The sequence below is a fragment of the Ideonella alba genome, assembly GCF_018069875.1.
GTDB classification, from domain to species: domain Bacteria; phylum Pseudomonadota; class Gammaproteobacteria; order Burkholderiales; family Burkholderiaceae_C; genus Ideonella; species Ideonella alba.
The window spans coordinates 18864-38029 of record NZ_JAGQDF010000009.1; the positions used below are offsets into that span (position 1 = coordinate 18864).

The window sequence follows — 19166 nt, forward strand, 5'->3', positions numbered from 1 at the left end:
GGCCGGGGTGTCACACTCGGCGCTGGCCGCCATGACCTCGCCGCACCGCCTGCATTTCCTCGATGACCTGCGCCTGCTGGCGCTGGGTGCGCTGCTGCTCTACCACGTGGGCATGGCCTATGTGCCCTGGCCCTGGCATGTGAAGGGCGGTGTCACCAGCGCCGCGCTGGCGCCCTGGATGCTGGCGCTCAACCCGTGGCGGATGAGCCTGTTGTTCGCCATCTCCGGTGCGGTCACCAGCCTGACGATCGCTGGTGCGCCCCCGGGATGGCTGCGCGCCCGGATGACGCGCCTGGGTGCACCACTGCTGCTGGGCGTGCTGCTGATCGTGCCGCCGCAGGCCTGGTGGCAGGTGCGTGAGCAGTTCGGCTACACCGGCGACTTCCTCGACTTCATGGGCCTGTACCTGCGCGGCTACCACGGCTTCTGTGATGCAGCCGGGCACTGCCTGGTGCTGCCCACCTGGAACCACCTGTGGTTCCTGCCCTACCTGATGGTCTACACGGGGCTGCTGTGGGCCACGCTGCGGCGCTGGCCCAGGGCGCTGGATGAGGCCGGGGCCTGGCTGGCCACGCGCCTGGGCGCATGGAGCCTGCTGTGGGCGCCCTGGCTGCTGCTGGCCGCCGGCCGGCTGGCCTTGCGGCCCTGGTTTGACGTCACCCACGACCTGATCCACGACCCGCTGGCCCATGCGCAGTACGTCCCGGCGTTCCTGGCCGGCGCCGTCTGGGCGCGCACGCCAGGCGCCTGGGCGGCGATCGCGCGCCTGCGGCACCTGGCGCTGGCGTTGGCGGTGACGGCATTCGCGGCATCGCAGCTGCTGGGTGAGCCCGCGCCGGCGGCACTGGTCCGGGCCGGCTTCGCATTGCAGCAGTGGTGCGGCGTGCTGGCCGCGCTGGGATTCGGCCAGCGCTGGCTGGGCGCCATCAGCACCCGGTGGCCTGGGCTGGCGGCGCGGGTGTTCCCGGTCTATGTGCTGCACCAGACGCTGCTGATCGGCGCGGTGGTGACGCTCAAGCCGCTGGGGCTGGCGCCGCTGGCCGAAGCGGGCGCGGTGCTGGGGATCACCGTGGGCGGCTCGTGGGTGCTGGCCGCCACCGCCACGCGCTGGCGCGCCGTGTCGCCCTGGCTGGGCGGTGCGACGCGCTGATCAGCCGGGCTGGAACTGCATCGCCGCCAACCGGGCGTACAGGCCGCCGCGCGCCACCAGTTCGGCGTGCGTGCCCTGCTCGACGATGCGGCCGTGTTCCAGCACGACGATGCGGTCGGCGCGCTGCACCGTGGCCAGGCGGTGGGCAATGACCAGCGTGGTGCGGTCCTGCATGGCCGATTCCAGCGCCGCCTGCACCATGCGCTCGCTCTCGGCGTCCAGCGCGCTGGTGGCCTCGTCCAGCAGCAGCAGCGGCGGGTTCTTCAGCATCGCCCGCGCGATCGACAGGCGCTGGCGCTGGCCGCCCGACAGGCGCACGCCGCGCTCGCCCAGGAAGCTGGCATAGCCCTCGGGCAGGGCCAGGATGAAGTCGTGCGCGAAGGCGGCTTTGGCGGCGGCGATCACCTCCTCGTCGGTGGCGTCGGGGCGACCGTAGCGGATGTTCTCCATCGCGCTGGCGCTGAAGATCACGCTGTCCTGCGGCACGATGCCGATGCGCGCGCGCAGCGCGGCCAGGTCGGCGTGGCGCACATCGACGCCGTCCACCTGCACCGAACCCTCGGCCACATCGTAGAAGCGCAGCAGCAGCTGCAGCACGGTGCTCTTGCCGGCACCGCTGGGGCCGACCAGGGCCACGGTCTCACCCGGCTGCACGCTCAGGCTGACGTCGTCCAGCGCCGCCTGCTGCGGCCGCGACGGGTAGCGGAAACGCACGCCCTGCAACTGCAGCGACGAGCCGCCGCGCGTGGCCGGCAGGGACTGCGGCGCGGCAGGCGATTCGATCGGCGAGCGCGCGTGCAGCAGCTCCATCAGGCGCTCGGTGGCGCCGGCGGCGCGCAGCAGATCGCCCCAGACCTCGGAGAGCACCGCCACCGAGCTGACCAGCAGGATCACGTACAGCACGGTCTGGCCCAGGTGGCCGGCGGTGATCTCGCCATGCAGCACCGCCTGGGTGCCCTGGTACAGGCCCCAGAGCAGCGCGCCGAAGGTGGCAGTGATCAGGAAGGCCACCAGCAGCGAGCGCACGCGGGTGCGCTTGCGGGCGGTGTCGAAGGCGGCCTCGGTGGCCAGCGAGAAGCGCGCGGCCTCGCGCGGCTCGGCCACGTAGCTCTGCACCACCGGCATGGCGTTGAGCACCTCGGCGGCGATCGCGGAGGAATCGGCCACGCGGTCCTGGCTGGCGCGGCTGAGCTTGCGCACCCGGCGGCCGAAGGCCAGGGCCGGCAGCACCACCACCACCAGGATGCCCATCACCTGGAACATCACCCAGGGGTTGGTGACGATCAGCATCGCCAGCGCGCCGATGCCCATCACGGTGTTGCGCAGGCCCATGCTGAGGCTGGAGCCGACCACCGTCTGCACCAGGGTGGTGTCGGTGGTCAGGCGCGAGAGCACCTCACCGGTGGCGGTGGTCTCGAAGAACTCGGGGCTTTGCCGCAGCACGTGGGCGTAGACGGCATCGCGCAGATCGGCGGTGATGCGCTCGCCCAGCCAGGTCACCATGTAGAAGCGGCTGGCCGAGAACACGCCCAGCGCCGCACCCACGCCGAACAGCGCCAGGAAATGCTCGCGCAGCGCCATCACGCGCTGCCCCGGATCGGCCGCCACGATGCCCTGGTCGACCAGGGACTTCAGGGCCGCAGGCAGCAGCAGCGTGGACACCGCTGCCAGCACCAGGAACAGCAGCGCCAGCGCGATCTGCAGGCGGTAGGGACGGAGAAAGGGCAGCAGGCCGGACAGCGATTGGGGGCTGCTGCCGGTGGGACGGTCGGGACGGGTAGCCATGCGTGCAGTGTAGGCAGCAGGTGGGGCCTGGATCGCACCCTCGTAAAAACCCTGCCAAAACGCTGGACTATTCAAATAATGACCAAGCAATCATTGCATAGGCAACTAAACTGGCGGGCATGGCAAAGAAAGAACCCGAGCCCGCTGGCTTCTACCAGCCGGGCCAGTACCGGCCGGACGAGAGCGTGGGCTACCTGATGCGCAAGGTCATCAGCTCCATCCTGGCGCAGGCCGATGCCCAGCTGGCCAGCTGTGACCTCACCTATGTGCAGTGGCTGCCGCTGTACAAGCTGGTGATGAAGGAAGGCCACACCGTGGCCGGCCTGGCGCGCGACCTGGAGATCGACCCGGGCGCGATGACCCGCTCTCTCGACCGCCTCGAGGCCAAGGGCCTGGTGCGTCGCGAGCGCTCCACCGAGGACCGTCGCGTCGTCAACCTGGTGCTCACCGACGAGGGCCGCAAGGTCGCGCGCCGCGTGCCCCAGGTGCTGGCCGACGTGCTCAATGGCCACCTGCGTGGGTTCAGCCACGACGAGTGGCGCACCCTGGTCGACCTGTTGACGCGCATGCTGGCCAACGGCGAGCGGCTGCGCCAGGGTGATGCGCAACCCGACCCGAAGGATCCGGCATGACGCCCCGCCCGACCCCATCCCCCCGCCGCATGGCCGCGCTGGCCCTGGCGGTCGCGCTGCTGGCCGGTTGCGCCACGCCTGGCGACCGTGCGCAGGCCGCGCGGCTCGACGATGGCCAGGCGCTGGCCTTGGCCGCACGCACCGAGGCACTGCCGGCCGCCGACTGGTGGCGCGTGCTGGGCGACGCCCAACTCGACACCCTGATCGAGCAGGCCCTGCGCGACCAACCCAGCCTGGCCGTGGCACGCGAGCGCGTGCGCCGCGCCCAGGCCCAGGCCGACGTCCTGCTGGCGGCCCACGGTCCGCAGGCCCAGCTGAGCGCCAGCCTGACGCGCCAGCGCTACTCGGAACATGGCCTGGTGCCCGCCCCGATCGCGGGCGATACCTGGAGCTCGGGCGAGCTGCAGGCCGCGCTGGCCTGGTCACCCGACCTGTTCGGCGCCCAGGCCGCCGAGCAGGCTGCGGCGCTGGGCCAGGCCCGTGCGGCCCGTGCCGAAGCCGCCGCCGCCGCCAACGGCCTGGCCACCCAGATCGCGCGCGGCCATGTGGCGCTGGCCCGTCTGCTGGCGCAGCGCGAGGTGCTGCAGGCCCAGACGGCCCAGCGTGAGCGCATCCGCCAGATCACCCAGCGCCGAGTAGCCGCCGGCCTGGACACCCGCGTCGAGCAGGTGCAGGCCGACGCCGCGCTGCCGGATCTGCGCGTGCAGCTCGAAGCGCTGGACGAGCAGACCACGCTGCTGCGTCGCCAGCTGGCGGTGCTCAGCGGCCAGGCGCCCGAGGCGCTGAGCGGCCTGTCGCCTCGCCTGGCGGACCTGCGCAGCCCCGCGCTGCCGTCCGCGCTGGGTGCCGACCTGCTGGGCCGCCGGCCCGACCTGGTGGCGGCGCGCTGGCGCGTCGAGGCCAGTCTGGCCGATGTGCGCGCCGCCGAGGCCGCCTTCTACCCCAGCATCAACCTGGTGGCCTATGCGGGCCTGTCGGCGCTGGGTCTGGACCGCCTGTTCGACCTGGGCAGCCGCCAGCTGGGTGTGCAGCCGGCGCTGCGCCTGCCGCTGTTCGACGGCGGCCGACTGCGCGCCGCGCTGCAGGGGCGCGAGTCCGAGCGCAACGCCGCCATCGCGCAGTACAACGCCACGCTGCTGGACGCGGTGCGCGAGGCCGGCGATGCGCTGGCCTCCGAGCAATCGCTGCAGCGCCAGCGCGCCGAACAGGCGCGTGCCCTGGCCGCGGCCGAGCAGGCCCACAGCATCGCCGAAAAGCGCTACGCCGCCGGCCTGGGTAACCAGCTCACCGTGCTGGCCACCGAGACCGCCGTGCTGGCGCAGCGCCGCAACGCCGTGGACCTGCAGGCGCGCCAGCTCGACAACCGCCTCGCGCTGATCAAGGCGCTGGGCGGTGGCTGGATCGACGACACCGCGCTGGCCGCCCGCTGAGCTGGCCGAGCCACACCGAAAGACGACACCGATGAAAGCCCCCGCCTCTTCCGTTTCTCCGGCCGCAGCGCGCACCGCCCGCCAGCGCGGCCTGACCGCCATCGCCCTGGTCGTGCTGCTGGCCGGCGGCGCCTGGGCCGGCTGGCACTGGCTGCATGGCCGCCACCTGCAGAGCACCGACAACGCCTACGTCGGCGGCAACGTGGTGCAGATCACGCCGCAGGTCGGCGGCACCGTGGTCGCGCTGGGCGCCGATGACAACGACGCCGTGCGCGCCGGCCAGGTGCTGGTGGCGCTGGACCCGGCCGAGGCGCGGGTGGCCCTGGCCCAGGCCGAGGCCACGCTGGCGCAGACCGTGCGCGAGGTGCGCGCGCTGTACGCCAACAACAGCACGCTGAAGGCGCAGATCGCGCTGCGCGAGGCCGACGTGGGCCGCGCCCAGGCCGACCTTGCACGCGCCGACGACGACGTCAAGCGCCGCGCCCCGCTGGTGGGCGAGGGCCTGGTCGGGCAGGAGGAGTTCAACCACGCCAAGGCGCAGCAGGCGGCCGCGCGCAGCGCGCTGGCGGCGGCGCAGTCGGCGGCCCAGGCGGCGCGCGACCAGCTGGCTGCCGGCCTGACGCAGACCGAAGGCACCAGCGTCGAGCAGCACCCCAACGTGCTGCGCGCCGCCGCCAGGGTGCGCGAGGCCCACCTGGCGTTGCAGCGCGTGGCGCTGGTCGCACCGATCGACGGCCACGTGGCCAAGCGTGCGGTGCAGCTGGGCCAGCGCGTTCAGGCCGGCACGCCGCTGCTGACGGTGGTGGCGATGAACCAGCTGTGGGTGGACGCCAACTTCAAGGAAGGCCAGCTGAAGGACCTGCGCATCGGTCAGCCGGCCGAGCTGACCGCCGACGTCTTTGGCGACCAGGTGGTCTTCCACGGCCGCATCGCCGGCCTGGGTGCCGGCACCGGCGCCGCCTTTGCGCTGCTGCCAGCGCAGAACGCCACCGGCAACTGGATCAAGGTGGTGCAGCGGGTGCCGGTGCGCATCGCGCTGGACCCGCAGGAGCTGGCGGCGCATCCGCTGCGCGTGGGCCTGTCGATGGAGGTGAACGTGGACACCCGCGACCAGTCTGGCGCGCAGCTGGCCCAGGCGCCACGCGCCGAACCCCTGGCCCGCACCGCGGTCTTCGAGGCCCAGCAGAAGGCCGCCGACAGCGATGTCGAGCGCATCATCGCCGCCGCGCTGGGCCGCGGCAAGGTCCACTGAGGGGCCGGGCACCATGGCCGATGATGCCGCGCCGCAGGGCCTGCCGCCCCGGCCGCCGCCGCTGAGCGGCACACCGCTGCTGCTGGGCACGCTGTCGCTGTCGCTGGCGACCTTCATGAACGTGCTCGATTCGTCGATCGCGAACGTCTCGCTGCCGGCGATCGCCGGCGACCTGGGCGTCAGCCCGGGACAGGGCACCTGGGTCATCACCAGCTTCGGCATCGCCAACGCGATCTCGGTGCCGCTGACCGGCTGGCTGGTGCAGCGCTTCGGCGCGGTGCGGCTGTTCGTGGCCACGGTGCTGCTGTTCGTGCTGGCCAGCTGGCTGTGCGGCTTCGCGCCGTCGCTGGAGTGGCTGGTGGCCTTCCGCGTGCTGCAGGGCCTGGTGGCCGGACCGATGATTCCGCTGTCGCAGACCCTGCTGATGGCCACCTACCCACCCCACAAGACCGGCCTGGCGCTGGCCCTGTGGGGCATGACCACGCTGGTGGCACCGGTGGTCGGGCCGCTGCTGGGTGGCTGGATCACCGACAACATCAGCTGGCCCTGGATCTTCTACATCAACGTGCCCGTGGGCCTGCTCGCCGCCGGCCTGACCTGGGCCATCTACCGCAAACGCGAGACCACGATCCGCAAGCTGCCGATCGACGCCGTGGGCCTGGGTCTGCTGGTGCTGTGGGTGGGCTCGCTGCAGCTGATGCTCGACAAGGGCAAGGAGCTGGACTGGTTCTCGTCGCCGCTGATCGTTGCCCTGGGTGTCACCGCGGTGGTGGGCCTGGCGGTGTTCATCGTCTGGGAGCTCACCGCCGAGCACCCGGTGGTGGACCTGCGCTTCTTCCAGCGGCGCAATTTCGTGTTCGGCGCCGCCACCTTGTCGATCGCCTACGGCCTGTTCTTCGGCAATGTGGTGCTGATGCCGCTGTGGCTGCAGCAGTGGATGGGCTACACGGCCACCAGCGCCGGCTTTGCGCTGGCGCCGGTGGGACTGCTGGCGATCCTGCTGACACCGCTGGCCGGTCGCAAGGTCACGGTGTGGGATCCGCGCTGGATGGCCAGCGTGGCCTTCGTGATCTTTGCCGGTGTGCTGTGGGTGCGCTCGCAGTTCACCATCCAGACCGACCTGGTGCACATCATGGTGCCGACGCTGGTGCAGGGCGCGGCGATGGCGATGTTCTTCATTCCGCTGACCACGCTGACGCTGGCCGGCGTGCCGCCCGAGCGCATCCCGGCCGCCGCCGGCCTGTCCAACTTCACCCGCATCACCGCGGGGGCGATGGGCACCTCGATCTCGACCACGCTGTGGGACGACCGCGCGGCCCTGCACCACGCCCACCTCAGCGAGGCGCTGGGCAGCGGGCAGGGCGGCGCGCTGGCCGGCACGCTGGCCAACCTGCAGGCCGCCGGGCTGTCGCGCGAGCAGGCGCTGGCGCAGATCAATCGCCTGGTCGACCAGCAGGCCTACACCCGCGCGGCCGACGACATCTTCCTGGCCTCGTCGATGATCTTCCTGGCGCTGATCGCGCTGGTCTGGGTGGCGCGCCGGCCACCGCGCCAGGCGCCGCCGGCCGACGCCGCCGGCGCGCACTGATCAGGACCCGGGCGCGGGCCGGGGCGGCGGCGCCGGCTTGATGCCGCGCCGCGCCAGCGCCTCGCGCAGCAGGAACTCGATCTGCGCGTTGGCGCTGCGCAGTTCCTGCGCGGCCAGGCGCTCGATCTCGGCCCACAGCGCAGGGTCGATGCGCAGCGGATAGCTCTTCTTGCCGGGGCTGGCCATCAGTGCTTGCGCCGGTCACCCAGGCCGGGTGGATCTTCTGAAAACCAGCCCCAGGCGGCGTCGCGTGCGCCCCGGCGCAGCAGCGCCTGCGCCAGTGTGCCGGTCAGCCAGGCCAGCAGGGCCAGCGTGGCGAGCACGCACAGCGCCAGCAGCACGGCCGCCCCCATCAGGCGTGGCGTGCTCCAGGCGGGCAGCAGGTCGTGTCCGGCCATGACAGCGACGCCGCACAGCGCCAGCACGGCCACGGACAGTTTGAGCATCAGCAGGTTCATGGCGACTCCCTTGGCTCAGCGCGTGCGACCAAAGCGCAGGTTCAACTCGACCACCCAGGCCAGCATGCCCAGGATCAGCGCGCCGTGCAGGGCCAGCATCAGGCCCTGCGGCAGGTGCGGTGGTTGCAGCTTCTGCGCCTGGACGATCAGCAGGTGCAGGCCCAGCGGATAGGCGGCCAGCAGCGTCGCCATCACCTTGGCGCGCACCCCCATGGCCGCGAGCGTGTCAGCGCGGCGCTCGGGAGCCAGCCAGTAGGCCTTCTGGGGGATGCTCAGCCGCTGGCCCTCGCGCCCGGCCAGCAGGCCCATGCCGTAGCCCAGGGGCAGGGGCAGGCCCACGGCGAGCAGCGTCATCATCCACAGGTGCCGGTTGCGCTCACCGTAGCCGGTGGCTTCGCCCAGCGCGCCGAAACCCGTGGCGATCTGCGAGGGCAGCGCCAGGCCGGTCCCCCAGATCGCGGCGGCGGCTGCGGCCACCGTGGCCAGCAGCAGCGCATCGATCAGACGCGGGTTCATGGCGGCTCTCCACCGGGGGTCAGTTGTAGAGCGTGCCGGTGTTGACGATCGGCTGCGTGTCCTTGTCCGAGCACAGCACGACCAGCAGGTTGCTGACCATCGCGGCCTTGCGCTCGTCGTCGAGCTGCACGATCTCGCGCTCGGACAGGCCCTTGAGCGCCGCCTCGACCATGCTGACCGCGCCATGCACGATCTTGGTCCGCGCGGCGATCACCGCCTCGGCCTGCTGGCGCCGCAGCATCGCCTGGGCGATCTCGGGCGCATAGGCCAGATGGGTCAGCTTGGCGTCCACCACGCGCACGCCGGCCGGCCCGAAGCGCTGCTGCAGTTCGGCCTGCAGCGCCTGCGCCACCTCGTCCAGGCTGCCGCGCAGCGTGGGCTCCTGGCCGGCGTCGGCGTCGACATCGCCGTCGTCATAGGCGTAGCGCGAGGCCAGGTGGCGCAGTGCGCTCTCGGCCTGCAAGGCGACGAAGCGCTCCACGTCATCCACCGAGAAACTGGCCTGCGCGGTGTCATGCACCTGCCAGACCACGGCCGCGGCGATCTCGACCGGGTTGCCGCGCTTGTCATTGACCTTCAGGGTGCTCATGTTGAGCGTGCGGGCGCGCAGCGACACGGTGCGCTTGAGCAGCAGCGGATTGCTCCAGCGCAGGCCTTCGCGGCGATCGGTGCCCTGGTACGCGCCGAACAGCATCAGCAGCGCGCCGGTGTTGGGCTGCAGCATGTACAGACCCGAGGCCAGAAGGACCGCCAGTACCACCGACACCCCCATGACCAGAAACGACCCGCGGTCATCGGCCAGCTGGAAGACCTGCCAGGCCGCGGTGCCCGCGAGCCCCGCGATCAGCAGCACGATGGGGTAGCCACTGGTGGTGGTCGCCGAGCGTTCGACGTGCTCCGAGCGGTCCATGAAGGTCTCCTGGATATTATATCAAAGTGATATCACTTTAGGCCGGCTTTCAGCAGCCGTCAAGCCTCCTGGTTCGGCGCTCAGAGATTGCCGGCGAACAGTTTGCGGATGAACAGCTGCTTGAAGTCGGTGGCCTCGTCCAGGCCCAGGCGCTGCAGATAGGCGGGCGGGGCCTCGCGGTTCTCCCACAGCGCCTTGAGCGCCAGCCGCACCAGATCCACCGGATGCTCGGTGGCCTTCTTCAGGCGCTTGAGGGCGCGCACGATGTGCAGCTCGTCGGCGGTCAGGTCGGTGCCGAAGGGGAAGTCGGGCAGGGCGCCGGCCTCGCTCCAGGGGTGGAGCCGGCTGTCGAGCGTGGCGGGCAGGTTGTGGCGGTGCGCCTCGGGCACCTGCCAGCCGGCCTCCAGCTTGCCGTGCGACTGCGCGGCACGGATCAGCTCGTCCTGGAAGCGCGAATCGGCGATGCAGATCAGGCGCTTGACCACGTCGCCATCGGACTGGCCGCGCAGGTCGGCCACGCCGTACTCGGTGATGACGATGTCGCGCAGGTGGCGCGGGATGGTCGCGTGGCCATAGGACCAGACGATGCTGCTCTTCAGGCCGTCCCGGTGCTCGTGGGTGGCGCGCAGCATCAGGATCGAGCGTGCGTCGGGCAGCGCATGCGCCATCGCCACGAAGTTGTACTGGCCGCCCACGCCCGAGACCACCTGACCGCTCTCCAGGCCGTCGGACACCGCCGCGCCCAGCAGCGTCACCATCATCGTGGTGTTGATGAACGAGGCCTGGCGGCGCTGGGCGCGCTTCAACTCCATCTCGCCGCGGTGCTGGCCGTAGAGCTGGTTGATGAAGTCGATGCGCGTCATGTCGATCTTCGCCAGCCGGCTGCGCGGCAGGTGGCGCAGGCGCTCGTAGAAGTCGCCCGGGCCGAGGAAGAAGCCGCCGGTCATGAACACGCCATGCGCCAGCCGCGTGCCCAGCCAGGTCGAGCAGATCGCCTCGAAGGCGTCGCCATCGTCCAGGTCGTTGCGCAGGCGGGTGTCGCCGTCAACGAGCTCATGCCCTTCGCGCCGCAGGCCGGCCTTCAGGATGCCGAAGCGGCCCAGGAAGTCCAGGTCGCGCTGGCGCAGCGGCGAGTCGATGCGCCCGGCAGCCTGCAGCGCCCGCAGCGTGTCGGGGGTGACGGCCAGGTCGGGGATGCGGCCGGCGTTGATCAGCTCCTGCAGCACCGCGTCATCGAACACCTCGCGCCGCACGATGCCGGCTTCCATCAGCTGCAGGAAGCCGTTGACGAACATCTCCGAGCAGCCGTAGAGGCCCTGCTCGAAGCGGCCGGTCTCCCGGCCGTCCAGACCGTCGGGACACAGCGTGGTCAGGATGCGGCGGTAGTCGGCCCCCTGGCGCTCGCGCAGGATCAGCGCCTGGGCGATCGCATCGCCCAGCGAGCCGATGCCGATCTGCAGCGTGCCGCCATCGCGCACCAGGCTGGAGGCGTGCAGGCCGATCGCATAGTCGGCGGTGCTGACCTTGCCATTGGGCGGCGCGAACAGCTCGTGGGTGCCGCGTGGGTCGGTGACCACGATGTCGAAGAAGTCCGGCCCCACCTCGGCATGGTTGGGCATGAAGGGCATGCGCTGGTTGACCACGCCCACCTTCAGCAGCGGCAGGCCCTGGGCGGCGTAGCGCTCGGCGATCTCGAAGGTGAGGTCGGGGTTGCTGGACAGCGACAGCTGCCAGTGGGCGCCTTCGCCCTCGCTGGCCACCGCCTGGGCGATCACGTTCATGCCCTGCAGCGCCATGTCGCGGGCGACGAAGGTGTAGTTGGTGCTGATGTAGCCCTGCTGGGCAGCGGCGTTGCCCAGGTAGTCGCCGGTCTTCAGGAAGAACTCGCGCACCTCGATGTGGGCGGGCAGGGTGCCGGCGCGGCTGTCCTTCACGTAGTCCAGGTCGGGGTAGTCGGCGAACACGCGCTCGACCAGCGGCGCCAGGAAGTGCCGCTCCAGTTCGCTCTTGCCCACCGGTTTCTCCAGCGACAGCGCGGTGACGATGCGCAGCCGCCGCGTGTCCTGGGCCTTGAGCCGGCGGTAGAGCGCATTGACGAAGGGGTTGGGCTTGCCGATGCCCAGCGGGATGCCCAGCACGATGTCGCCGCTCACCCGGTCCAGCACCGCGTCCACCGCGCGGTCCAGGTCATCCATCACGAGGGGGGCGGCGGTCGGGCTCATGGTCTCCTTGTCTCGCGCCGGGTGGGCGCCTGGGGCGCAGTGTCGTGCACCGGCGCGGTGCGGGCCTTGACGCCGGGCAAGACCGGCGCCGGCGCGCCGGCCGTTGCCTTTGTCACGCGGGGGCGCGCCGAGATCGCCACAGCGCCACGGCTTTGTGATGCAATGTCTGCCTCGTCCACGAACGACCGTCGCATCTTGACCCGCTCGTCCACCGCCACCCCGCTGACACAACGCCTGGCCCTGGCGGCCATCCGCCTGGGCACCGGTGGGGCGTGGATCTTCGAGCTCAGCGTCGGCCTGGCCGTGGCGCTGGCGGTGGCCACGCTGCTGGTGCTGCTCGATGGCATGAGCTGGGGCACCGCGGTGCTGGCCGGTGTGCTGGCCCTGGTGCCGGCGCTGCTGGCCGGCGGGGTGGCCCTGCACCTGGCGCGGGCGCTGGCCGAATCACAGCAGCAGCGCGAGATGCTGATGCTTGACGAAGACCTCACCGGCGTTAGCTCGCGGCGCCAGTTCCTGCGCCTGGCCGAGCGCGAGTGGTCACGCTGCCGCCGCTACGGCGATGACGGCGCGCTGCTGCTGATCGACACCGACCACCTCAAGCGCATCAACGACGGCCTGGGCCTGCGCTGCGGCGACGCCGTGCTGCTGGAGGTCACCCGCCGCGTCAACGCCACGCTGCGCCAGTCCGACCTGCTGGGCCGCTTCGGCGGCGCCGAGCTGGCGGTCTTCCTGCCCCACACCGACCCGCTGGGCGCACTGGACGCCGCCGAGCGCATCCGCCAGCAGGTGGCCGGCGCGGCCTTCCGCTGGGAGCAGTCGCACCTGGTGGTCACGGTCAGCGTGGGTGTGTCGGCGGTGCATGTCAACCAGGCCTCGCTGGACGCCCAGATCCAGGAAGCCGAGGCGGCACTGGAGCTGGCCAAGGACGCCGGCCGCAACTGCGTGCGCGCCGCCCCCATCATTCCGCGCCCCTCGGGCGAAACGGCGCCGGCCGCGCGCAGCTGAGGGCCGCGCCGATCAGGCCGGCACGCGGTAGGTCTGCGGGCCGACCAGGTCGATGCCGCAGGCCAGCGTGCGCACCCAGGCGATGAACTCCTTGACTGCCGGGCCGGCCAGCGGCGCGCCGTGCTGCGGCACGATCATGTCGATCGCCATCGGCTCGACCATGTCGGCCCATAGGCGCAGCACCTTGTTCGACACCATGTAGCGGCGGTGGAAGGCCTCCATGCGCGGCAGCAGCGGCGCCAACGCGGTGGCCGGCTGCTTGGCGTCCTGGCCGCCGCCCAGCGACACACCCAGGTCACCCGAGAAAAGAATCCTGCTGATCGGGTCGTAGAACTGGAAGTTGCCTTCGGCGTGCAGGAAGTGCGCCGGCAGCGCGACCAGTTCGCTGTTGCCAATGGGAATGCGCATGCCGCTGTCCGGAATGCCCACCACGCGGCCGGCGGTCTTGCCCGGCTTGCAGAAGTGCGGCACGAAGCGCTCCCAGATGGTGGAGACGTAGATCTTGGCCTGCGTGGACGTGGTCCAGCGGTCCAGCGAACCGATGATGTCCGGGTCGGCGTGCGAGGCCACGATCGCCGACAGCTTGTGCGGCGGAAAGTGCTGCGTCATCGTCAGGTACAGCTCGCTGTAGGCGAGGTTGCCGCCCGGGTCGATGATCGCGCCGGTGTCGTCGTTGACGACCAGGAACTGGTTGGACTGCACCGCCTCCGCCGCATGGTCATCGGCCAGGTCGGTGAACATGAGGCACTTGTGGCTGCCGTGTTGGTAGAGGGTGACGGGCATGCGGCACTGTAGCCGTTGAAGCCGCCTTGCACTTGATCTTGGTTAAGGCGAAATCGCTTGCAGCGCGGCCTGGCACAGCGCTGGCGCGTCCAGCTGGTCGATCGGCAGCGCTTGCCGCACCATGCCCCGCAGCCAGGTCAGCTGCCGCTTGGCCAGCTGGCGGGTCGCGGTCGCGCCCCGGGTGGCCACGTCGGTGCGCAGCGCCGCGCCCGCCAGACCGGCGTCCAGCGCCTCCCAGGCCTGGCGGTAGCCGACGCAGCGCATCGAGGCCAGGCCCGGGTGCAGGTCGCCGCGCGCGCGCAGCGCCTGCACCTCGTCCAGCAGCCCGGCGTCCAGCATCTGGGCAAAGCGCTGGCCGATGCGGGCATGCAGCCAGGCGCGGTCCACGGGCTCCAGCGAGATCAGCTGGTGGGTCAGTCCGCGGGAGCGCGGGCCGGTGTGGAAGGCCGACAGCGGCCGGCCGCTCTGGCGCCACACCTCCAGCGCGCGCTGGATGCGCTGGGCATCGGTGGCGTGCAGGCGCGCGGCGGTGACCGGGTCGACCTGGGCCAGCTCGGCGTGCAGGGCCGGCCAGCCGCGCTCGGCCGCCTCGGCGTCCAGCGCGGCGCGGATCGCCGGGTCGCTGGCCGGGATCTCGTCCAGGCCGTCGATCAGCGCCTTGAAGTACAGCATCGTGCCGCCCACCAGCAGCGGCAGGCGGCCCCGGTCGCGGATCTCGGTGATCAGCTGGGTGGCGTCCTGCACGAAGCGGGCGGCTGAATAGGCCCCGGTGGGCTCGATCAGGTCGATCAGGTGGTGCGGCACCGCGGCGCGCTCGGCCGTGCTGGGCTTGGCGGTGCCGATGTCCATGCCGCGGTAGACCAGGGCCGAGTCGACGCTGACCACCTCTAGCGGCAGCCGCTCGGCCAGCGCCAGCGCCAGCGCGGTCTTGCCCGACGCGGTCGGCCCGGCCAGGCCGACCCAGTCAATGGCCGGGTTCACCATGCCGGCGCACCAGCGTCCAGGCGATCAGCGCGGTCACCGCCGCCGGCACCGCCACGCCCCAGCCCAGCATCGCCAGCGAGCCGTCCAACGCGCGGCCCAGCCACAGGCCCATGCCGAAGGCCACCAGCGCCAGGATGAAGCCGGCCAGCGCCGAGGCCGTGCCCGCGGCGCGCGGGAAGGGCGCCACCGCACCCACCTGGCCGCAGGGCTGGTGAAAGCCATGGCCCCAGCTGTACAGCCACTGCGCGCCGATCACCAGCGGCACCGAGCGCACATCGGCCAGGCCCAGCGCCAGCATCGACAGCCCGCCGGCCAGTGTGAAGAAGCCGCCCACCCAGGCCGCACCGGCCAGACCGCGCCGGGGCAGCAGGCGCCGGCAGTGGAAGGTGCCGGCGATGTAGGCCAGCGAGCAGGTGGCCAGCGTCACGCCGTACTGCGCGGTGCTCATGCCCAGCGTGCCGATGTAGACGAAGGAGGTGCCGGCCAGCAGCACGTACAGCCCGGCATAGGTGCTGGCCACCAGCAGCGCCCAGGCGCGAAAGCCCGGGTGCGCGGCGATCTCGGCCAGGCGGCGCAGCAGCGGGCCGGGCGCGGTGGCCTGCGGGTCGCGGCGCGGCGCGGTCTCGGGCAGCTTCAGCACCACGAAGACCAGGATCGCCGCGCTGCACAGCGACAGCGCCGTCATCGAGCTGCGCCAGCCGCCCCAGGCGGCCAGCAGCCCGCCCACGGTGGGCGAGGCAAAGGCGATCACCCCCAGGCCCGACAGGCCCTGGCTCATGACCGTGGCGCCCTGGTGCGGCTCGAACAGGTCGCGCACCATCGCCCGCGCACAGACCACCGAGGCCGCCAGCCCCACGCCCTGCACCGCGCGCAGCGCGATGAACACGACGATGTCGCCGGCCAGCGCCGCACCGGCGGCGCCGGCCGCATGCAGGGCCAGGCCGCCCAGCAGCACCGGCCGGCGGCCGAAGCGGTCGGACAGTGGACCCATCACCAGCTGGCCGGCGCCAAAGGCCAGCAGCAGCGCGGCCATCGTCATCTGCACCCGCTCCATCGGCGCGTCCAGGCCGGCCTTGAGCAGCGGCAGCGCCGGCAGGTAGAGGTCGGTGGTGATCGGCTGCAGGCCCAGCAGCAGGGCCAGCGCCAGCACCACCACCTGCGGCGGCAGCGCGCGGGCGGCGGCGTTCAGCGGGACGGCCGCCACCTCAGAAGCGTTCATCGTCACGCAGGTAGCGCCACTCACCCACCGGCAGCTTGCCCAGCACCACCGAGCCGATGCGTACCCGTTTGAGCGCCAGCACCTTCAGCCCGACCAGCTCGCACATGCGGCGGATCTGGCGCTTGCGGCCCTCGCGCAGCACGAAGCGCAGCTGGTCTTCGTTGGCCCAGCTGACCTTGGCGGGCTTGAGCTTCACGCCGTCGAGCTCCAGGCCATGGTTCAGGCGCTGCAGGTCGGCCTCGGGCAGCTGTTCGCCGCGGGTGTATTCCACCCGCACCAGGTACTCCTTCTCGACGGTCGAGTCGTCGCCGATCAGGTGCTTGGCGATGCGGCCGTCCTGGGTCAGCACCAGCAGGCCGGTGGAGTCGATGTCCAGCCGACCGGCCGGCGCCAGGCCGCGCGCATGACCCGGATGGAAGGGCTTGCGCGCCGGGTCGTCGGCCCAGTGGTTGGCCGGCGTGACCAGCACGCTGGCGGGCTCATAACCGTCCTCGGCCTGGCCGGACACATAGCCGATCGGCTTGTGCAGCAGGATCGTCACCCGTTTGGCCTGCTGGGTGCGGGCGGCGGGGTCGATCTCGATCGCGGCGTCGGGCGCCACGCGCTGGCCCAGCGTGGCCATCTGGCCGCCCACCTTCACCCAGCCGGCCTCGATCCACTCGTCGGCCTCGCGGCGCGAGGCCAGGCCGCGCTCGGCCAGGACCTTAGACAGGCGCTCGCCGGCGCCCTCGGGCGCCAGGCGAGGCGGCACCACGCGCTCACCGGCCGCCGGGTCGCGGCGCGGGCGGTCGGTGCGCGGGCGAAACTCGTCGCGCCCCTCGGGCCATCCCTCTGGCCGCGCCTCGCGCGGCGGGCGCGGGTTGGGCGGGCGGCCCGGGCGGTCGCCGCGCTCGGCGCGGGGGTCGCGTTCCTCGCGGCGTGGGCCGCGGGGTTCGGCCCGGGCGCCTTCGCGACCTTCAGGCCGTGGGCCCTCGCGCCGTTCAGCCCTCGGGCCATCACGTCGTTCAGGGCGGGGGCCATCACGCCACTCCGGGCGCGGGCCGTCGCGCCGATCCCCCTGCGGTGGGCCGCGGCGGTCGTCGCGGGGCGCGGTGTTCCGGTCATTGCGGCGCTCATCTCGGCGATCGTCGCGGCGGGGCGGGCGGCCATCGTGGTGCGGCGGGCGGCGATCGTCACCGCGCGGTCCCCCCTCGCTGCGGGGCGCGTAGCTGACCTTGACGGCCGGGTCGACCACCACCGTGGGCTCGGTCGGGGCGGGTGTGTCGGGCGTGGCGGCCGGGCTGGCTGCGGCGCGGCGCGGCTTGCGCTGGATGTCGCGTTCGGAACGCATCGGGAACCTTCGTCGGGGCGGGGCCGCGGCGGGCCCAATCGCGTATTGTCTCAGCGACCGCGCAGAAACAGGGCGTCGAGCTCTTTCATCGACACCTGGCGCCAGGTCGGGCGGCCGTGGTTGCACTGGTCGGCCCGCTCGGTGGCCTCCATCTGGCGCAGCAGGGCGTTCATCTCCTCCAGCGTCAGCCGGCGGTTGGCGCGCACCGCGCCGTGGCAGGCCATGGTGGCCAGCAGCTCGTCGCGGGCGCGGGTGAGCAGGTGGCCGGCATCCGCCTCGGCCAGCTCGGTCAACTCGCGCAGCACCGAACGCGCCAGCTCCACCGGGTCGGCGTCGGGCAGGGCCGCCGGACGGCTGCGCACCGCCAGCCGGCCCGGGCCCAGCGCGGACAGGTCCAGGCCCAGCGCCTGCAGTTCGTCGGCGCGGGCTTCGGCGGTGGCCACCTCGGTGGGCGTGGCGGCGAAGGTGGCCGGGATCAGCAGCGGTTGGGCGGCCAGCGCCGCCTGGTCGGCCGCGGCCTTCAGGCGTTCGTAGACGATGCGCTCGTGCGCCGCGTGCATGTCGACCACCACCAGGCCCTGGGCGTTCTCGGCCAGGATGTAGACGCCGGCCAGCTGGCCCAGCGCGCGGCCCAGCGGCCAGTCGTGTTCAGGGGTTGGCGCGGGCACCGACGCGCTGGGTTCAGCGGCCAGCAGCCGCGTCGCGCCGGTCTCGACCGGCAGCGGGGCCCGCGGCTCGGGGGCGTAAAGCGCGCCCAGATCGGCCAGCGAGAGGCGCGATTGATGGGCGGTGGGTGGCAGGCCGGCGAAGCGAAAGCCGCTGCCGGCCACCGGGGTCTCGGGCAGGGTGATCGGCGCGGGCGCGGCCACGATCGGCGCCGCACCGCCCGGCGCGGCCAGCGCCTGGGTCACCGCGCGCCGCACCGCGGCGTAGACCTCGCCCGAATCGCGAAAGCGCACCTCGATCTTGGTCGGGTGCACGTTGACGTCCACCCGCGTGGGGTCGATGTCGATGAACAGCACATAGACCGGCTGGCGCTGGCCATGCAGCACGTCTTCATAGGCGCTGCGCAGCGCATGCTGGACCAGCTTGTCGCGCACGAAGCGGCCGTTGACATAGCAGAACTGCTGGTCGGCGCGGGCGCGGGCGGCCTCGGGCAGGCCGACGCGGCCGATCAGGCGCATCGGGCCGGCCTGCACGTCCAGCGCGCGGCTCTGGGCCAGGAAGTCCTCGCCCAGGATGTCGGCAAAGCGCTGCTCGTGGCTGCCGCGCTTCCACTGCTCGACCAGCTTGCCCTCGTGCCACACCGCGAAGCCCACGTCGGGCCGGGCCAGCGCGTGGCGGCGCACGGCTTCCACCGCGTGGGCCAGCTCGGTGGCTTCGCTCTTCAGGAACTTGCGCCGCGCCGGCGTGCTGAAGAACAGCTCGCGCACCTCGATGCTGGTGCCCTGGGCGCGCGCCGCCGGCGCCAGCTCGCCGCTGCGGGCGTCCAGACGCTGGGCGTGGGCGGCGTCGGCGGGGCGGCTGACGATGGCGGTCTCGGAGACCGAGGCGATGGCCGCCAGCGCCTCACCCCGGAACCCCATCGTCGACACGCCTTCCAGCTCTTCCAGCGTGCGGATCTTGCTGGTGGCATGACGGCGCAGCGCCAGCGGCAGCTCCTCGGGCGGAATGCCGCAGCCGTCGTCCTCCACCACGATGGCGCGGATGCCGCCCGCCACCAGGCGCACCGTGACCTGCGTGGCACCGGCGTCCAGCGCGTTGTCCACCAGCTCGCGCACCACCGAGGCCGGTCGCTCCACCACCTCGCCGGCGGCGATCTGGCTGACGAGCTCGTCGGGCAGTTCGCGGATCGGGCGGCGGGGCGGGGCGGCGGTCTCGGTCATCGCCGGATTGTAGAAA

At 72.3% G+C, this 19166-nt stretch carries 17 protein-coding genes; 6 read left to right on the plus strand and 11 right to left on the minus strand.

Going from position 1 to position 19166, the window contains the following annotated elements:
* Positions 1-31 precede the first annotated feature (31 nt).
* Entirely contained in the window at positions 32-1150 is a 1119-nt protein-coding gene (locus KAK07_RS15575) for an acyltransferase family protein (RefSeq protein ID WP_210853587.1), read from the plus strand.
* Here the strand turns inward: KAK07_RS15575 and KAK07_RS15580 are convergent, their stop codons facing one another.
* Positions 1151-2935: an ABC transporter transmembrane domain-containing protein gene (locus KAK07_RS15580; RefSeq protein WP_210853589.1), complete on the minus strand. Its 1785-nt coding sequence runs from the start codon at positions 2933-2935 to the stop codon at positions 1151-1153.
* 119 nt (positions 2936-3054) lie between these two features.
* Here KAK07_RS15580 and KAK07_RS15585 point away from each other — a divergent pair, with 119 nt between their 5' ends.
* From KAK07_RS15585 to KAK07_RS15600, 4 genes are read left to right on the plus strand one after another with little or no spacing between them, the layout of a single operon-like run.
* Positions 3055-3567: a MarR family winged helix-turn-helix transcriptional regulator gene (locus tag KAK07_RS15585; RefSeq protein WP_210853590.1), complete on the plus strand. Its 513-nt coding sequence runs from the start codon at positions 3055-3057 to the stop codon at positions 3565-3567.
* Positions 3564-4997: an efflux transporter outer membrane subunit gene (locus KAK07_RS15590; RefSeq protein WP_210861743.1), complete on the plus strand. Its 1434-nt coding sequence runs from the start codon at positions 3564-3566 to the stop codon at positions 4995-4997. The genes KAK07_RS15585 and KAK07_RS15590 overlap by 4 nt, the downstream gene beginning before the upstream one ends.
* A 31-nt stretch (positions 4998-5028) precedes the next feature.
* Entirely contained in the window at positions 5029-6249 is a 1221-nt protein-coding gene (locus tag KAK07_RS15595; RefSeq protein WP_210861745.1) for an HlyD family secretion protein, read from the plus strand.
* A gap of 13 nt (positions 6250-6262) precedes the next feature.
* The gene (locus KAK07_RS15600; RefSeq protein ID WP_210861747.1) at positions 6263-7837 is read left to right on the plus strand and encodes a DHA2 family efflux MFS transporter permease subunit; all 1575 of its coding nucleotides are present in this window, start codon (positions 6263-6265) and stop codon (positions 7835-7837) included.
* On the opposite strand, the gene KAK07_RS15605 is transcribed toward KAK07_RS15600, so the two are convergent.
* From KAK07_RS15605 to KAK07_RS15625, 5 genes are all read right to left on the minus strand, one after another.
* Entirely contained in the window at positions 7838-8023 is a 186-nt protein-coding gene (locus KAK07_RS15605; protein ID WP_210853597.1) for a type II toxin-antitoxin system antitoxin, read from the minus strand.
* The gene (locus KAK07_RS15610) at positions 8023-8295 is read right to left on the minus strand and encodes a hypothetical protein (RefSeq protein ID WP_210853599.1); all 273 of its coding nucleotides are present in this window, start codon (positions 8293-8295) and stop codon (positions 8023-8025) included. The genes KAK07_RS15605 and KAK07_RS15610 overlap by 1 nt, the downstream gene beginning before the upstream one ends.
* Before the next feature lie 15 nt (positions 8296-8310).
* On the minus strand, positions 8311-8811 hold the full coding sequence (locus KAK07_RS15615; RefSeq protein WP_210853601.1) for a DUF1648 domain-containing protein: 501 nt from the start codon (positions 8809-8811) through the stop codon (positions 8311-8313).
* Between the two features lie 19 nt (positions 8812-8830).
* Positions 8831-9721 (minus strand): SPFH domain-containing protein, encoded by an 891-nt coding sequence (locus tag KAK07_RS15620; RefSeq protein WP_210861748.1) that lies wholly within the window; start codon positions 9719-9721, stop codon positions 8831-8833.
* A gap of 80 nt (positions 9722-9801) precedes the next feature.
* Positions 9802-11943, minus strand: coding sequence for an acetyl-CoA hydrolase/transferase C-terminal domain-containing protein (locus tag KAK07_RS15625; protein WP_210861751.1), 2142 nt, complete (start codon positions 11941-11943; stop codon positions 9802-9804).
* A gap of 195 nt (positions 11944-12138) precedes the next feature.
* Between KAK07_RS15625 and KAK07_RS15630 the strand changes: the two genes are divergently transcribed.
* Positions 12139-12948 (plus strand): GGDEF domain-containing protein, encoded by an 810-nt coding sequence (locus KAK07_RS15630; protein ID WP_210853606.1) that lies wholly within the window; start codon positions 12139-12141, stop codon positions 12946-12948.
* A gap of 12 nt (positions 12949-12960) precedes the next feature.
* On the opposite strand, the gene KAK07_RS15635 is transcribed toward KAK07_RS15630, so the two are convergent.
* The 5 genes from KAK07_RS15635 to mutL are packed head-to-tail and all read right to left on the minus strand — an operon-like array spanning position 12961 to position 19150.
* Positions 12961-13731 carry an oxygen-binding di-iron domain-containing protein gene (locus tag KAK07_RS15635; protein ID WP_210853608.1) on the minus strand — a complete coding sequence of 257 codons (771 nt, stop codon included), beginning with the start codon at positions 13729-13731 and terminating at the stop codon, positions 12961-12963.
* 42 nt (positions 13732-13773) lie between these two features.
* A complete protein-coding gene (miaA, locus tag KAK07_RS15640) occupies positions 13774-14715 on the minus strand; it encodes a tRNA (adenosine(37)-N6)-dimethylallyltransferase MiaA (protein WP_210861753.1) in 942 nt (313 codons plus the stop codon).
* Entirely contained in the window at positions 14696-15934 is a 1239-nt protein-coding gene (locus KAK07_RS15645) for a Bcr/CflA family efflux MFS transporter (protein ID WP_210861754.1), read from the minus strand. Before KAK07_RS15645 ends, miaA begins: the two co-directional genes overlap by 20 nt.
* Positions 15921-17264, minus strand: a complete 1344-nt coding sequence (locus tag KAK07_RS25815; RefSeq protein ID WP_210861756.1) for a pseudouridine synthase — start codon at positions 17262-17264, stop codon at positions 15921-15923. Before KAK07_RS25815 ends, KAK07_RS15645 begins: the two co-directional genes overlap by 14 nt.
* A gap of 50 nt (positions 17265-17314) precedes the next feature.
* The gene (gene mutL, locus KAK07_RS15655) at positions 17315-19150 is read right to left on the minus strand and encodes a DNA mismatch repair endonuclease MutL (RefSeq protein WP_210861758.1); all 1836 of its coding nucleotides are present in this window, start codon (positions 19148-19150) and stop codon (positions 17315-17317) included.
* Between the last annotated feature and the right edge of the window lie 16 nt (positions 19151-19166).

Bases quoted from the DNA above. Each gene is read 5' to 3' on its own strand.
- KAK07_RS15615 (WP_210853601.1), bottom strand. From the start codon at position 8,811: ATGAACCCGCGTCTGATCGATGCGCTGCTGCTGGCCACGGTGGCCGCA.
- KAK07_RS25815 (WP_210861756.1), bottom strand. From the start codon at position 17,264: ATGCGTTCCGAACGCGACATCCAGCGCAAGCCGCGCCGCGCCGCAGCC.
- KAK07_RS15595 (WP_210861745.1), top strand. From the start codon at position 5,029: ATGAAAGCCCCCGCCTCTTCCGTTTCTCCGGCCGCAGCGCGCACCGCC.
- KAK07_RS15605 (WP_210853597.1), bottom strand. From the start codon at position 8,023: ATGGCCAGCCCCGGCAAGAAGAGCTATCCGCTGCGCATCGACCCTGCG.
- KAK07_RS15620 (WP_210861748.1), bottom strand. From the start codon at position 9,721: ATGGACCGCTCGGAGCACGTCGAACGCTCGGCGACCACCACCAGTGGC.
- KAK07_RS15590 (WP_210861743.1), top strand. From the start codon at position 3,564: ATGACGCCCCGCCCGACCCCATCCCCCCGCCGCATGGCCGCGCTGGCC.
- mutL (WP_210861758.1), bottom strand. From the start codon at position 19,150: ATGACCGAGACCGCCGCCCCGCCCCGCCGCCCGATCCGCGAACTGCCC.
- KAK07_RS15585 (WP_210853590.1), top strand. From the start codon at position 3,055: ATGGCAAAGAAAGAACCCGAGCCCGCTGGCTTCTACCAGCCGGGCCAG.
- KAK07_RS15610 (WP_210853599.1), bottom strand. From the start codon at position 8,295: ATGAACCTGCTGATGCTCAAACTGTCCGTGGCCGTGCTGGCGCTGTGC.
- KAK07_RS15600 (WP_210861747.1), top strand. From the start codon at position 6,263: ATGGCCGATGATGCCGCGCCGCAGGGCCTGCCGCCCCGGCCGCCGCCG.
- KAK07_RS15575 (WP_210853587.1), top strand. From the start codon at position 32: ATGACCTCGCCGCACCGCCTGCATTTCCTCGATGACCTGCGCCTGCTG.
- miaA (WP_210861753.1), bottom strand. From the start codon at position 14,715: ATGGTGAACCCGGCCATTGACTGGGTCGGCCTGGCCGGGCCGACCGCG.
- KAK07_RS15645 (WP_210861754.1), bottom strand. From the start codon at position 15,934: ATGAACGCTTCTGAGGTGGCGGCCGTCCCGCTGAACGCCGCCGCCCGC.
- KAK07_RS15635 (WP_210853608.1), bottom strand. From the start codon at position 13,731: ATGCCCGTCACCCTCTACCAACACGGCAGCCACAAGTGCCTCATGTTC.
- KAK07_RS15580 (WP_210853589.1), bottom strand. From the start codon at position 2,935: ATGGCTACCCGTCCCGACCGTCCCACCGGCAGCAGCCCCCAATCGCTG.
- KAK07_RS15625 (WP_210861751.1), bottom strand. From the start codon at position 11,943: ATGAGCCCGACCGCCGCCCCCCTCGTGATGGATGACCTGGACCGCGCG.